Here is a 13,987-nt window from a genome sequence, read left to right as displayed (position 1 = left end):
GCGCGGAGCGCTTATTGCACCTTCCCTCTCAGCGCCTTCACCTCTTCACGCACATCCACCGGCGTTGCAACATCTGCTGCAATGGGCGAACCCGCGACCAGCACCACACGCGACCAGAGGCGACGGAACAGGGTCTTGCTCGGGTCACGGCTGAAAAAGCTGCCCCACAACCCTTGTAGTGCCAGCGGAATGACCGGCACCGGGGTTTCCTCAATGATGCGGCTCATGCCGCTCTTGAAGCCGCTGATCTCGCCGTCGGTGGTCAGCTTGCCTTCCGGGAAGATGCACACCAGCTCGCCTTCCACGAGGTACTGAGCGATGCGCTTGAACGATTGCTCGTAGATGTCCATGTCCTCGTTGCGCCCGGCAATCGGGATGGTCCCGGCCGTGCGGAAGATAAAGTTGAGGACCGGCAACTGGTAGATCTTGTAGTACATAACAAATCGGATCGGCCGCCGCACGGCACCGGCAATCAGCAACGCATCGACAAAGGACACATGGTTGCAGACCAGCAGCGCTGCGCCCTCATCTGGTATCCGGTTCAAATCGCGATGCTCGACGCGGTACATGGAATGGCCCAGCAGCCAGATCATGAAGCGCATGGTGAACTCGGGGACGATTTTGAAGATGTAGATATTGACGGCGATGTTCATCAGCGACACCGCCAGAAACAGCTGCGGAATCGACAGTTTGGCGAAGCTCAGCAGCAGGATCGAAACAATCGCCGAAACCACCATGAACAGCGCGTTGAGGATGTTGTTGGCAGCAATGACCCGTGAGCGCTCTTTCACCGGTGTTCGCGACTGGATCAGGGCGTACAACGGCACGATATAGAAGCCGCCGAACACGCCAATGCCCAGGATATCGAACAACACCAGCCAGCCCTGCCCGTAGGAAAGGACCGCCAGCCAGTCGTTGGCCTGCACGTTCTGCGGGAAACCACCGGAATGCCACCACAGCAAAAGACCGAAAATCGTCAGCCCCATCGAGCCAAACGGCACCAGCCCGATCTCGACCTTATGCCCGGATAACCGCTCGCAAAGCAGCGAGCCCAGCGCGATGCCAATGGAGAACACGGTCAGGATCAGCGTGACGACCGTTTCGTCGCCGTACATCCACTCTTTGGCGTAAGCGGGGATCTGCGTCAGGTAGATAGCACCGAAAAACCAGAACCACGAGTTGCCGACAATCGAGCGCGAGACTGCGGGCGTCTGTCCAAGCCCCATGCGCAGGGTCGCCCATGACTGGGTGAAAATATTCCAGTTGAGTTTCATCTCGGGCGAGGCGGCAGTCGCGCGCGGAATACCGAAGCTGGCAACGAACCCCAGGCAGGCGACCAGCACGATAGCGGCCGCAACAACCCAGGCATAGTGCGCAGAAGACATCATCACGCCAGCACTGATGGTGCCAGCCAGAATCGCCAGAAAGGTGCCCATCTCGACCAGCGCGTTGCCACCGACCAGTTCGCTCTCGCGCAGGTGCTGGGGCAGGATCGAATATTTGACCGGCCCGAACAGCGCTGAATGCGTGCCCATGGCGAACAGCGCCGCCAGCATCAATTCAAGGTGATCGAACAGAAAGCCCGCAGCCCCGACCGCCATGATGACGATCTCGCCGAACTTGATAATGCGGATCAGCGTGTCCTTGGGGTACTTCTCGCCGAACTGCCCGGCCAGCGCCGAGAACAGGAAGAACGGCAAGGCACACAGATTGACATAGATCGAACGATCCCCGTCGATGCTCAGCTTATAGAGGATGGCGAGGATCAATGACTGCTTGAAAATATTGTCATTGAACGCCCCGAGGGACTGCGTGATGAAAAACGGCAGGAAACGGCGTTTCCCGAGCAAGCTGAATTGTGACTGTTGGCTCATCGTCCGTGGTCCTGAGAGGCTGGGGTGAACTGACGTAGCCGCCAATCCGAGGCACATTGAAGACGTAACGCTGCCGAATGTCGATAGGACATTTCTTTTTACAAAACACCCCGCACCTTTTTTCATCCTTACTAGCGTTTGCGTAACAGCTGCGACACCCCGCCACGCTCGACCTTGGTCGACAAAGACGAAGCGCGGCCATCGTGCGAGACTGCGCGCTATCGATACGGTGTGGAATTTCATATGTCGCTGTCCAGCGGGCTGATTGCGGCCGTTGCCCTTACCTACATGGCCATCATGTTCGCCATCGCCTTTTACGGCGACCGGTACAGCGCATCGCTGCGCCCGACCATGCGCGCCTGGGTCTACAGCCTGTCGCTGGCGGTGTATTGCACCAGCTGGACGTTTTTCGGTGCGGTGGGTCAGGCCGCCGAACAGCTGTGGTCGTTCCTGCCGATTTATCTGGGGCCTATCGTGCTGATGGTGCTGGCGCCATGGGTGCTGCAGAAGATGGTGCTGATCAGCAAGCAGGAGAACATCACCTCCATTGCCGACTTCATCGCGGCACGCTACGGCAAGTCCCAGTCACTGGCGGTCATGGTCGCGCTGATTTGCCTGATCGGCATGCTGCCGTATATCGCGCTGCAACTGAAAGGCATCGTGCTGGGCGTGAATATCCTGATCGGTGCCGTGGCTGATTCCACCGGCACCCGCGCTCAGGACACCGCGCTGGTGGTGTCGCTGATTCTGGCGTTGTTCACCATCGTCTTCGGCGCACGCAATCTGGATGTGACTGAACACCATCGCGGTATGGTGCTGGCTATTGCTTTCGAAGCGCTGGTCAAGCTGTTCGCGTTCATGGCAGTCGGCGTGTTTGTCACGTTCGGCCTGTACGACGGATTCGACGACCTGTTCAATCAGGCCAAACTTGCGCCACGCCTCGAGGAATACTGGCAAGACACGATCAACTGGCCGTCGATGTTCGTGCAGACCGGTGTGGCGATGATGGCGATTGTCTGCCTGCCGCGACAGTTTCACGTCACGGTGGTCGAAAACATCGAGCCTCAGGACCTGAATCTCGCCAAATGGGTGTTCCCGGCCTATCTGGCACTGGCTGCATTGTTCGTCGTGCCGATTGCGCTGGCCGGACAAATGCTGCTGCCCGCGTCCATGCTGCCCGACTCGTTCGTGATCAGTCTGCCACTGGCGCACGCTCACCCGTCACTCGCCCTGCTGGCCTTCATCGGCGGCGCATCGGCGGCAACCGGTATGGTGATCGTCGCCTGCGTGGCGCTGTCGACGATGATATCCAACGACATGCTGCTGCCCTGGCTGTTAAGGCGCAAAAACACCGAGCGGCCGTTCGAAGCGTTTCGTCACTGGATGCTCTCGGTAAGGCGCATCAGCATTGTGATGATTCTCCTGCTGGCCTATGTCAGCTACCGGATGCTGGGCTCAACGGCCAGCCTGGCGACTATCGGGCAGATTGCCTTCGCCGCGATCACCCAGTTGGCACCGGCCATGTTCGGTGCGCTGTACTGGAAGCAGGCTAACCGGCGTGGTGTCTTTGCAGGCCTGGCGGCGGGGATCTTCATCTGGTTCTACACCCTGGTATTGCCGGTCGCGGCGCATGGCATGGGCTGGTCGCTGAGCAATTTCCCGCTACTGTCCTGGCTGCACAGCAACCCGTTCGACCTGCCGATCTCACCGATGACTCAGGGCGTGGTGCTGTCGATGGCTGGCAACTGCACGCTGTTCGCCTGGGTGTCGATGTTGTCGCGCACCCGAGTGGCGGAGCACTGGCAGGCAGGTCGTTTCATTGGCCAGGAAACCCAGGGGCGCGACTTCAGCCGACCGCTGCTCGCCGTCCAGATAGAAGACCTGCTCAACCTCTCGGCGCGCTTTGTTGGTGAAGACCGGGCGCGTCAGAGCTTCATTCGCTTCGCCTACAGACAAGGCAAGGGTTTCAACCCCAGTTTGAATGCCAACGGAGAGTGGATCGCGCACACCGAGCGGCTGCTGGCTGGCGTGCTCGGCACTTCCTCGACCCGCGCCGTGGTCAAGGCTGCTATTGAAGGGCGCGACATGCAGCTGGAAGACGTCGTACGCATCGCCGACGAAGCGTCCGAAGTCTTGCAGTTCAACCGTGCGCTGTTGCAGGGGGCCATCGAAAACATTACCCAGGGCATCAGTGTGGTGGATCAGTCCTTGAGGCTGGTGGCCTGGAATCGCCGCTACCTCGAGCTGTTCAATTACCCCGAAGGCCTGATTGGCGTCGGCCGGCCGATTGCCGACATCATTCGCTACAACGCCGAACGTGGGCTGTGCGGGCCGGGTGAGGCCGAAGTGCATGTAGCGCGACGCCTGCACTGGATGCGTCAGGGCCGCGCGCACACCTCGGAGCGGCTGTTCCCCAACGGGCAGGTGATCGAGCTGATCGGCAATCCGATGCCCGGCGGCGGTTTCGTCATGAGTTTCACCGACATCACCGCGTTTCGTGCCGCCGAACAGGCCCTCAAAGGCGTCAATGAAAGCCTTGAGCAGCGTGTCGCCGCACGTACCCATGAGTTGTCGCAGCTCAATCAGGCGCTGACCGAGGCCAAGGGCACCGCCGAAGCCGCCAACGAATCGAAAACCCGCTTTCTGGCCGCCGTCAGCCATGACCTGATGCAGCCGCTGAATGCTGCAAGGCTGTTTTCTGCTGCGCTGTCGCATCAGCAGGACGGAATTTCCAGCGACGCCCAGCAATTGGTCCAGCATCTGGACAGCTCGTTGCGTTCTGCCGAAGACCTGATCAGCGACCTGCTGGACATCTCGCGCCTGGAAAACGGCAAGATCACCCCGGACCGCCAACCATTCCCGCTCAACGCGCTGTTTGACACCCTGGGCGCCGAATTCAAAGCGCTGGCCCAGGAGCAAGGTCTGAATTTTCGTGTCAGAGGCACTTCGCTGCGCGTCGACAGCGACATCAAGCTATTGCGCCGGGTCCTGCAAAACTTCCTGACCAATGCTTTCCGCTATGCCAAAGGCCCTATTCTGCTGGGTGTCAGGCGTTACGGCGACAGCCTGAGCCTTGAGGTCTGGGACCGCGGGCCGGGCATCCCCGAAGATAAGCGCCAGGTGATCTTCGAAGAATTCAAACGCCTCGACAGCCACAAGACTCACGCAGCGAAGGGGCTGGGCCTGGGGCTGGCTATTGCCGATGGTTTGTGTCGCATTCTCGAGCACCCTTTGCAGGTGCGTTCGTGGCTTGGCAAAGGCAGCGTTTTCAGCGTGCGGGTGCCACTGGCAGCAGCCCCGGCGACAATGCCCGACACGCTGCCGGATATCAGCCGACCCGCGCTGAACGGCACGCAGGTGCTGTGTGTCGACAATGAAGACAGCATCCTGATCGGCATGAACAGCCTGCTATCACGCTGGGGTTGTCAGGTGTGGACCGCTCGCAGTCGTCAGGAATGCGAAGCACTGCTGAACAATGGCGTCAGGCCGCAGATTGCGTTGGTGGATTACCATCTGGATGAGGGCGAGACCGGCACTGAACTGATGGCCTGGCTAAGAACACGCCTGGGGCAACCAGTGCCGGGCGTGCTGATCAGCGCTGATGGTCGTCCGGAGTTGATCGCTCAGGTGCACGCAGCAGGACTCGATTACCTGCCAAAACCGGTCAAGCCTGCAGCGCTGCGAGCGCTGCTGAGCCGGCATGTGAATCTGGACTGAGAAAGGGCTGACGGTTGTTCGCCGTGCCGCGGACAACCGGATCAAAGCTGTTGCTTAACCAAACAACCAGTAGCCCAACAATGTCAGCACCACCACCGCCAGCACAGGCCGCAAAACGCGGTAAGCCTTGGGGTTGGCGCGCTTGAACTGCTTGACCTTGCCACTGAAGCCGTCGCTGAAGCGCTTGCTGAACGCATACGCCTGATTGATCCCGCCGACCCGCTCGTCGTCCAGATTCTGCGGCGCGGTTGCGCGGCCCAGAAACGCACTGACGCTGCGGTTCACACGCGTCATGAAGCGGTTGGTCAGCGGACGCTCGACGTCACAGAACAGAATCACCCGGGTCTGCGGCGTTTCATTCTTGACCCAGTGCACGTAGGTCTCGTCGAACATCACGTCCTGGCCGTCACGCCAGGCATATTCCTTGCCATCGACAAAGATCCGGCAGTCATCGGAGTTCGGCGTGGACAGCCCCAGGTGATAACGCAAGGAACCGGCGAACGGATCGCGGTGCGGATTGAGGTGGCTGCCGCCCGGCAACAGCGCGAACATCGCGCCTTTGACGTTGGGAATGCTGTTGACCAGCTCAACGGTCTTCGGGCACAGCGCTTCGGCAGATGGCAGTGCCTTGTCATACCATTTCAGATAAAAACGCTTCCAGCCCTTCTTGAAGAACGAGCCGAAACCGGCGTCGTTATTCTTCTCGGCCGCACGAATGTAGCCTTCATCGAACAGGTGCATGGCTTCGTCGCGAATGGTTTCCCAGTTGTCCTTGAGGATATCCAGCTCAGGGAATTTGCTGCGATCCAGATACGGCTCGGACGGCACACGGGAAAACAGGTACATCAGTGCGTTGTAAGGCGCGAACAATGCCGAATGGTTGACGAACTGCCGCAACAGGGGCAGCCGGGCCCGACCGCGCAAATGAACGTACAGCGTGCTGCCCAGAAACAGCATCAGGATCGATGCCTTGGCAACAAATGAAAGGGTCATGAAGCTCTCCTTGAAGCGGGCAGATAACGCCAAACGTCACGCGGGCAGTACTGATGCATGATTCTGAATGAAGGACCGCAAGCACCGGACGAACAGAGATAATCGTCCGGTGACGCGTAAGCTGGCCATCATAAACCCTTGCGTTGCCCGCATGAAGTGCACACTTGCGAAGATGTGTTACTGAGAAAGCTCCTGATCGGTAAACAGGTCGCTGAACAGCATGCTGGACAGGTAACGTTCGCCAGAGTCAGGCAGGATCACCACGATAGTCTTGCCCTGCATCTCCGGTTTTTCAGCCAGACGAACGGCTGCCGCCATGGCCGCGCCGCAGGAAATACCACAGAGAATGCCCTCCTCCTGCATCAGACGCCGGGCCATGGCCTTGGACTCTTCATCGGTGACACGCTCTACCCGGTCGACAATCGACAGATCGAGGTTTTTCGGAATGAAACCGGCACCGATGCCTTGAATCTTGTGCGGGCTGGGTTTGATCTCTTCACCGGCCATCGCCTGGGTGATAATCGGCGAACCGTCTGGCTCGACCGCAACCGACAGGATCGGCTTGCCTGCGGTGTACTTGATATAGCGGGAAATACCGGTGATAGTCCCGCCAGTCCCGACGCCTGCCACCAGTACGTCGATAGCGCCGTCGGTGTCCGCCCAGATTTCAGGGCCGGTGGTCTTTTCATGGATGGCCGGGTTGGCCGGGTTCTCGAACTGTGCGAGCATGAAATATTTTTCCGGATCGCCCGCCAGCAGCTCTTCTGCCTTGGCAATCGCGCCTTTCATCCCCTTTGCCGGTTCAGTCAACACCAGTTCGGCACCCAACGCCTTGAGTACCTTGCGACGTTCTATGCTCATGGAAGCGGGCATGGTGAGCATCAATTTGTAACCACGGGCGGCGGCAACGAATGCCAGGCCAATCCCGGTATTGCCCGAGGTCGGTTCGACGATGGTCATGCCGGGCTTGAGTTTGCCGCTGCTTTCAGCGTCCCAGATCATGTTGGCGCCGATACGGCACTTGACGGAGTAGCCCGGATTACGTCCTTCGATCTTGGCCAGAATCGTGACACCGCGGGGTGCAATACGATTGATCTGCACCAGCGGCGTATTACCGATGGAATGGGCGTTATCAGCGTAGATACGGCTCATGAAAGTGTCCTTGTGCACATCGGTTAAAGACCCAAAGCCTATGCCGCCAACCCTGGGGCGTCCAGTCTGACCGAACGGATGACCGCGTACGCAGTCAATCCCTCATTGAAACAGGAGACTCATGTCATGAAACGTCGCTACAGCTGGCCGCTATGGACCCTGGCCGCTCTGGTAGTCCTGCTGATCGCTGTCAATATCGCCCTGCCGTATCTGGTGCGTGACTATCTGAACGACAAACTGGCCGACATGGGTGACTACCGGGGCGAGATCACCGATGTGGACCTGGCACTGTGGCGAGGGGCGTACCGGATCAAGGGGCTGAAGATCGTCAAGACCGACGGCAAGGTCCCGGTGCCCTTTTTCGACGCACCGATGATCGAACTGGCTGTCAGCTGGCATTCACTCTGGTATGACCATGCAGTGGTCGCGAAAGCCCTCTTCACCGGCCCGCAGATCAACTTCGTGGACGGCGGCAGCAAGCAGAACTCGCAGACCGGTCAGGGCACCGACTGGCGCACCCAGATGGACAAGCTGCTGCCCATCACCCTCAACGAATTGCGCATCGATAACGGGCGCATCACGTTCAATAACTTCAACTCCACGCCCAAGGTCAAAATCGAGGCGGATCAGGTCAATGCCAGCATCTATAACCTGACCAACGTGGTCGACGTGGAAGGCAACCGCGATGCCGAGTTCAAGGGCAAGGCACGTCTGCTGGGCCATGCCGATCTGGAGAGCTCAGCCAGATTCGATCCGTTCAGCAACTTTGAAGATTTCGACTTCAAACTGCGCGCCACCGGCATTCAGCTCAAGAAGCTCAACGACTTCTCGTCGGCGTATGGCAAGTTCGACTTTAACGCCGGTGACGGCGATCTTGTGATTGAAGCGCAAGCGGATAAAGGGCAGCTCAGCGGCTACATAAAGCCCCTGCTACGCAATGTGGACGCGTTCAACTGGCATCAGGACGTCGAGAACAAGGACAAGGGCGTTTTCCGCTCGATCTGGGAAGCGCTGGTCGGCACCAGCGAGACCGTGTTGAAAAACCAGCGGGAAAACCAGTTCGCCACCCGTGTCGACCTGAGCGGCAGCGTCCATCAGCAGGACATCAGCGGCTTCCAGGCGTTTCTGCAGATTCTGCGCAACGCCTTCGTACAGGCATTCAATGCGCGGTATGAGAGCAGCAAGGGGTCTTAGTGGTTTTTTTTATCCACGGAATAAACGCCCCGCTCCTCGGCGGCATGTGCCTGTTGCTGCAATGCATCCCAGCCCAGGCAAGCCAGCGCAAGGGTACGTGGCGTAGCTTCGCGAGAGTTGCTGTAGCGAGTGATACTGCGAGGGCTGACACCCAGCGCCTGTGCGGCCTTAGCCAAGGGCAAACCCGTGCGGGCACGCCACCCGATGAAAATACGCGTGTTTTCGTCGGTGGCAGCTTGAGCCTGAGCGTCGAGATACAGGGTATCCGCACCGATCTGGATATCCAGTTCCGGCCATTCAACCGTCCAGCCATCATCGCCCACTTGGGCGTGGGCGAAAGCTTCAGCAGCAATCAAGGGTCGTAACCCCGGAAAAGCCTGCACATCAGCGCTCATGTCGAGGACGAATTGTTGATCGTCGATGAATGTCAGGGCCAGCCGGTATCCGGACTGCGCCTGAACATCCTTGAGCCGGGGTCGTTTCATGGATGCCATCGTTTCCACTCCTCCATCAGTTCGTCGCGGTGAATTCGTATCCATTCGATAGCTTCCTTAAGCACAACAGTCGGGGCATGTCCGCGCATGGGCTCTACGAGCTCAAGGCAAATCAGTACATCCAGACCACCACCGGTCAGATGCACATGCGGCGGCAGGTGGTCTTTTTCCCTCAACTGAATCCTGTATTTATCCCTGAATCTGTATTTAGTCGACATGAAGCGTATGGTATAGCCAAATTAGCCATACCAAAAGCAGCGTTACAATTTCGACCCGGTCACTGCGTGACGCCCCATTCAAGAACTGAATGAGGCGTCTGCGTTCACAGCCGTCCGGCAGCCACGTTATAGTTCCGGCATTGCTTGCCCCTGTTACGGTGTGCGCACCGACAGGCTGCGCCTACCCACGTGAAAAGGATTGATCATGAAGTTCGAAGGTACCCCGGCATACGTCGCCACTGACGATCTCAAGCTGGCGGTCAACGCGGCCATCACGCTGGAGCGTCCGCTGTTGGTCAAGGGCGAGCCCGGCACCGGCAAGACCATGCTGGCCGAGCAACTGGCCGAGTCCTTTGGCGCGAAGCTGACCACCTGGCACATCAAGTCCACCACCAAGGCGCATCAGGGCCTTTACGAATACGATGCCGTCAGCCGTCTGCGTGACTCGCAACTGGGCGTCGACAAGGTCCACGACGTACGTAATTACCTTAAAAAGGGCAAGCTCTGGGAAGCCTTCGAGTCCGATGAGCGGGTCATTTTGCTGATCGACGAGATCGACAAGGCCGACATCGAGTTCCCCAACGACCTGTTGCAGGAACTCGACAAGATGGAGTTCTACGTCTACGAAATCGATGAAACGATCAAGGCCAAAAAGCGCCCGATCATCATCATTACTTCCAACAACGAAAAGGAATTGCCGGACGCCTTCCTGCGTCGCTGCTTCTTCCACTACATCGCCTTCCCGGACCGTGCCACGCTGCAACGCATCGTCGACGTGCATTAAAAGACCTGGTGAGCGAAGCGCTGGACGTGTTTTTCGACGTGCGCAAAGTGCCGGGCCTGAAGAAGAAGCCCTCCACGTCCGAACTGGTGGACTGGCTGAAGCTGCTGATGGCCGACAACATCGGTGAAGCCGTACTGCGTGAGCGCGACCCGACCAAGGCGATCCCGCCGCTGGCCGGGGCGCTGGTCAAGAATGAACAGGATGTGCATTTGCTTGAGCGTCTGGCGTTCATGAGCCGCCGCGGCAACCGTTGAGCGCCTCCATCAACCCCGTTACGTAAAAGGGCGACAGCCATGCTGCTCAACCTGTTCAACGAAATGCGCGCGGCCAGGGTGCCGGTGTCTCTGCGTGAACTGCTGGACCTGATCAATGCGCTGAAACAGAGGGTTATCTTTGCCGATATCAATGAGTTCTACTTTCTTGCGCGCACGATTCTGGTCAAGGACGAGCGCCATTTCGACAAATTCGACCGGGCCTTCGGTGCGTATTTCAAAGGTCTGGAAAATCTCGACGATCATTTGCAGGCATTGATCCCCGAAGACTGGCTGCGCAAAGAGTTCGAGCGCTCACTGAGTGACGAGGAACGCGCGCAGATTCAGTCCCTCGGCGGCCTCGACAAGCTGATCGAGGAATTCAAGAAGCGTCTGGAAGAGCAGAAGGAGCGTCATGCCGGTGGCAACAAATGGATCGGCACAGGCGGCACTAGCCCTTTCGGCTCGGGGGGCTATAACCCTGAAGGCATTCGTGTCGGCGACGCAGGGGAACGCAAGGGCAAGGCAGTCAAGGTGTGGGATCAGCGCGAATATAAAAACCTGGACGATCAGGTCGAGCTGGGTACGCGCAACATCAAGGTGGCCCTGCGCCGTCTGCGCAAGTTTGCCCGTCAGGGCGCTGCGGATGAACTGGACATCGACGGCACCATTGATCACACCGCACGCGACGCGGGCCTGCTGAACATTCAGATGCGCCCTGAGCGGCGCAACACCATCAAATTATTGCTGCTGTTCGACATCGGCGGTTCGATGGACGCGCACGTCAAGATCTGCGAAGAGCTGTTCTCGGCCTGCAAGACCGAGTTCAAGCATATGGAGTATTTCTACTTCCATAATTTCATCTACGAATCGGTGTGGAAGAACAACCTGCGCCGCGGCTCGGAGCGGACCGCCACTCAAGACCTGCTGCACAAGTACGGCGCAGACTACAAAGTGATTTTCATCGGCGACGCTTCGATGGCACCGTATGAAATCACCCAGCCCGGTGGCAGCGTCGAACACTGGAATGAAGAAGCAGGCTATGTATGGATGCAGCGCTTCATGGCCAAATTCAAGAAGATCATCTGGATCAATCCCTACCCCAAGGATGCCTGGGACTACACCACGTCCACGCATATCGTGCGCGACCTGATTGAAGGACAGATGTACCCGCTAACCCTGCGCGGCCTGGAGGAAGGCATGCGTCATCTGGCGAAATAAGCATGACGGGCGCGTGCTGACTCTACGCAACGCCCGTTCTCGTTATTACCCTCTCCAGCGATCAGCGCCAGTCCCGCTCAAGTTGCGGCTTGCGTCGTCCACCGTGGATCACCCAGCCGAGTAACAGCCCGACGCTTTCCACCACAAGAGCCAGCAGCAATGCACTGATGATGCCCCAGGCAATGACTTCGGGGGCCAGCAGGACTTGCCACGTATAACCGTTGAACGTTTCCCGGCGAATATCCGCATCGGCAGACGTGACGACGAACAGGGCTTTGGAATACCACGGTCCCTGGAGTCCGAGCCACTGACGCTCAAGGATATGGGTACGACTCATCAACGTATCGATGTTGTCCGCATCGGCTCGGAAAACCGGGTCTTCGCTGCTGCGATAGTGCTGGATCAGCGCCTGTATATCGCCCTTGAAGAACTGCTGCGCAGTAGCGGTGTAGCCCTTGACGGCCTGTTGCGCCTCGATCAGATGCGCTTCGACACGCTTGCTGTAATCACTGATGAATCCGGGGATCTGTACCCCGAACAGCAGGCCTGTGGTGAACATGACCAATCGCAGATAACTTCGCAGCATCAATATCCCTCTTCTTTTTTATCCAGTATGCCGGTGGAGGCGCTGTTACTGCACTACTGTCTCGACCGAGCCTTGCGCCACGCACTCACCCTTGCGCCACAGGCTCCACTGGCCCGGTTCATAGCGCTTCCAGTTTTCGTTCTCGGTCAATGGCTCGGTGGCGATAACAGTGACCACGTCGTGCGGCGTTGTTTCAGCCTGAAAATCGACAATCACGTCGACATCTTTCAACCTTGCCGGGCCGAACGGCGCGCGCCGGGTGATCTGGACCAGTTTGGTACTGCAAAAGCAAAACAGCCAGTCGCCATCGCTCAACAGGCAGTTGAACACGCCTTTACTACGGTATTCAGTGCAGGCCTGGATCAGTGAAGGCAGTAATTGCTCAACCTCAACCGGCTCGGGAAAGGCTTCGCGAACGCGATTGAGCAGGTCGCAGAATGCAGCTTCGCTGTCGGTATCGCCCACCGGCCTGTAAAAGGTGGCAACGGGGGTGAAATCCGCCAGCTGGCCATTGTGCGCAAAGCACCAGTTGCGACCCCAGAGTTCACGCACGAAAGGATGTGTATTGGACAGACACACCTTGCCAACGTTGGCCTGACGAATATGGCCAATTACCACTTCGCTTTTGATCGGATAGCGCTGCACCAGTTGCGCAACTTCAGACTCACTGCTGGCTGCGGGGTCCTGGAACAAGCGCAGGCCGCGACCCTCGTAGAAGGCAATGCCCCAGCCATCGCGATGCGGACCAGTACGCCCGCCACGCTGCATCAGCCCGGTAAAGCTGAAGACTATGTCGGTCGGGACATTGGCGCTCATGCCCAGTAGTTCACACATGCTCAGGTTCTCGCTTCAAGACGTTTTGCAGCAGGTCATGCGCCGACAATGACGGCGCATGCCAACGAAGCGGGATCTACAACCGCGGTTCGACTCGCGCAGCCCTGGTCGGAGGAAGCGGCGCAGCGGATTTGCGAGGGTAATGATCGTCCTCGGCAAACGGTTCGTCAGCGGGGTCTGTGTCGACAGGCTGAGCGGCGGGCCAGGGCTGGCGAGCCTTGCGGCTGCGCTCGATCGGCCAGCGGATAAGCACGAACAGCGCGTACGCAGCGAAGGCGAACATGCCATACATGGCCAGATCCGACACCGCGGTCCAGACATTGCTGCCGACCTTGAACATCAGGTCGAGCGCGGTGATCGCCACGGCTGGCACCATCGCATCCTTGGCAGGGTCGACCATGGTCGGCGTAAACAGCAGCACCGCGACTGCTACCAGCAACGGTTCCTTGAGATAACGCCACATCCAGCGGGTCATCAGGAACCATACCAGCAGGCAACCCAACGCGGCGAAGGCGTAGACGCTCCAGGCGATCAGATAGTCGTTTTCGGTCATGACGTCCGTGGTAATGCAGGTAAAGAGGCGCTTATGATAACGGCTTTTGCCTGACGCGGCTTGCCTCGCTTCAGTAATCGGTTCAGCGTGTACCGAATTTCCATGATTGATGCCTA

11 protein-coding genes and 1 pseudogene are annotated in these 13,987 nt (G+C 58.5%); 4 read left to right on the top strand and 8 right to left on the bottom strand.

The genetic code is table 11. The features are described from left to right. Positions 1–11: 11 nt before the first annotated feature. A complete protein-coding gene (locus FFH21_RS08255; protein WP_011168111.1) occupies positions 12–1,874 on the bottom strand; it encodes an MFS transporter in 1,863 nt (620 codons plus the stop codon). A 243-nt stretch (positions 1,875–2,117) separates the two neighbouring features. Between FFH21_RS08255 and FFH21_RS08250 the strand changes: the two genes are divergently transcribed. Next, complete coding sequence (locus FFH21_RS08250) at positions 2,118–5,591, top strand: PAS domain-containing hybrid sensor histidine kinase/response regulator (protein ID WP_004664297.1); 3,474 nt, start codon at positions 2,118–2,120, stop codon at positions 5,589–5,591. Between the two features lie 54 nt (positions 5,592–5,645). Here FFH21_RS08250 and FFH21_RS08245 read toward each other — a convergent pair whose 3' ends face one another. Then, complete coding sequence (locus tag FFH21_RS08245; RefSeq protein WP_004657737.1) at positions 5,646–6,584, bottom strand: aspartyl/asparaginyl beta-hydroxylase domain-containing protein; 939 nt, start codon at positions 6,582–6,584, stop codon at positions 5,646–5,648. A gap of 177 nt (positions 6,585–6,761) precedes the next feature. After that, entirely contained in the window at positions 6,762–7,736 is a 975-nt protein-coding gene (gene cysK, locus FFH21_RS08240) for a cysteine synthase A (RefSeq protein WP_011168110.1), read from the bottom strand. A 126-nt stretch (positions 7,737–7,862) separates the two neighbouring features. Here cysK and FFH21_RS08235 point away from each other — a divergent pair, with 126 nt between their 5' ends. Beyond that, positions 7,863–8,930, top strand: coding sequence for a DUF748 domain-containing protein (locus FFH21_RS08235; RefSeq protein WP_011168109.1), 1,068 nt, complete (start codon positions 7,863–7,865; stop codon positions 8,928–8,930). On the opposite strand, the gene FFH21_RS08230 is transcribed toward FFH21_RS08235, so the two are convergent. After that, positions 8,927–9,415 carry a DUF2442 domain-containing protein gene (locus tag FFH21_RS08230; protein ID WP_004657733.1) on the bottom strand — a complete coding sequence of 163 codons (489 nt, stop codon included), beginning with the start codon at positions 9,413–9,415 and terminating at the stop codon, positions 8,927–8,929. The genes FFH21_RS08235 and FFH21_RS08230 overlap by 4 nt on opposite strands. Then, positions 9,412–9,642 carry a DUF4160 domain-containing protein gene (locus FFH21_RS08225; protein WP_004657732.1) on the bottom strand — a complete coding sequence of 77 codons (231 nt, stop codon included), beginning with the start codon at positions 9,640–9,642 and terminating at the stop codon, positions 9,412–9,414. The genes FFH21_RS08230 and FFH21_RS08225 overlap by 4 nt, the downstream gene beginning before the upstream one ends. 205 nt (positions 9,643–9,847) lie before the next feature. Here FFH21_RS08225 and FFH21_RS08220 point away from each other — a divergent pair. Both FFH21_RS08220 and FFH21_RS08215 read left to right on the top strand, forming a co-directional pair. Further along, positions 9,848–10,680: pseudogene (locus FFH21_RS08220) on the top strand (AAA family ATPase). Positions 10,681–10,719: 39 nt separating this feature from the next. Further along, positions 10,720–11,898 (top strand): VWA domain-containing protein, encoded by a 1,179-nt coding sequence (locus tag FFH21_RS08215; RefSeq protein WP_011168108.1) that lies wholly within the window; start codon positions 10,720–10,722, stop codon positions 11,896–11,898. A gap of 61 nt (positions 11,899–11,959) precedes the next feature. On the opposite strand, the gene FFH21_RS08210 is transcribed toward FFH21_RS08215, so the two are convergent. The 3 genes from FFH21_RS08210 to FFH21_RS08200 all read right to left on the bottom strand — a co-directional run bounded on the left by FFH21_RS08210 (position 11,960) and on the right by FFH21_RS08200 (position 13,871). Beyond that, the gene (locus FFH21_RS08210) at positions 11,960–12,484 is read right to left on the bottom strand and encodes a DUF2937 family protein (RefSeq protein ID WP_011168107.1); all 525 of its coding nucleotides are present in this window, start codon (positions 12,482–12,484) and stop codon (positions 11,960–11,962) included. Positions 12,485–12,529: 45 nt separating this feature from the next. After that, positions 12,530–13,318 carry a class II glutamine amidotransferase gene (locus tag FFH21_RS08205; RefSeq protein WP_004657722.1) on the bottom strand — a complete coding sequence of 263 codons (789 nt, stop codon included), beginning with the start codon at positions 13,316–13,318 and terminating at the stop codon, positions 12,530–12,532. A 76-nt stretch (positions 13,319–13,394) separates the two neighbouring features. Then, on the bottom strand, positions 13,395–13,871 hold the full coding sequence (locus tag FFH21_RS08200; protein ID WP_011168106.1) for a hypothetical protein: 477 nt from the start codon (positions 13,869–13,871) through the stop codon (positions 13,395–13,397). Positions 13,872–13,987: the final 116 nt, after the last annotated feature.

Origin of the sequence: Pseudomonas sp. KBS0707 (assembly GCF_005937945.2) — a bacterium.
GTDB classification, from domain to species: domain Bacteria; phylum Pseudomonadota; class Gammaproteobacteria; order Pseudomonadales; family Pseudomonadaceae; genus Aquipseudomonas; species Aquipseudomonas amygdali.
This window is presented reverse-complemented; position numbering and strand designations above follow the sequence as displayed.

What these genes read in the sequence shown, in the direction of transcription:
- FFH21_RS08225 (WP_004657732.1), bottom strand. Translation starts at nt 9,642, where the DNA reads ATGTCGACTAAATACAGATTCAGGGATAAATACAGGATTCAGTTGAGG.
- FFH21_RS08215 (WP_011168108.1), top strand. Translation starts at nt 10,720, where the DNA reads ATGCTGCTCAACCTGTTCAACGAAATGCGCGCGGCCAGGGTGCCGGTG.
- FFH21_RS08205 (WP_004657722.1), bottom strand. Translation starts at nt 13,318, where the DNA reads ATGTGTGAACTACTGGGCATGAGCGCCAATGTCCCGACCGACATAGTC.
- FFH21_RS08250 (WP_004664297.1), top strand. Translation starts at nt 2,118, where the DNA reads ATGTCGCTGTCCAGCGGGCTGATTGCGGCCGTTGCCCTTACCTACATG.
- cysK (WP_011168110.1), bottom strand. Translation starts at nt 7,736, where the DNA reads ATGAGCCGTATCTACGCTGATAACGCCCATTCCATCGGTAATACGCCG.
- FFH21_RS08200 (WP_011168106.1), bottom strand. Translation starts at nt 13,871, where the DNA reads ATGACCGAAAACGACTATCTGATCGCCTGGAGCGTCTACGCCTTCGCC.
- FFH21_RS08210 (WP_011168107.1), bottom strand. Translation starts at nt 12,484, where the DNA reads ATGCTGCGAAGTTATCTGCGATTGGTCATGTTCACCACAGGCCTGCTG.
- FFH21_RS08230 (WP_004657733.1), bottom strand. Translation starts at nt 9,415, where the DNA reads ATGAAACGACCCCGGCTCAAGGATGTTCAGGCGCAGTCCGGATACCGG.
- FFH21_RS08245 (WP_004657737.1), bottom strand. Translation starts at nt 6,584, where the DNA reads ATGACCCTTTCATTTGTTGCCAAGGCATCGATCCTGATGCTGTTTCTG.
- FFH21_RS08255 (WP_011168111.1), bottom strand. Translation starts at nt 1,874, where the DNA reads ATGAGCCAACAGTCACAATTCAGCTTGCTCGGGAAACGCCGTTTCCTG.
- FFH21_RS08235 (WP_011168109.1), top strand. Translation starts at nt 7,863, where the DNA reads ATGAAACGTCGCTACAGCTGGCCGCTATGGACCCTGGCCGCTCTGGTA.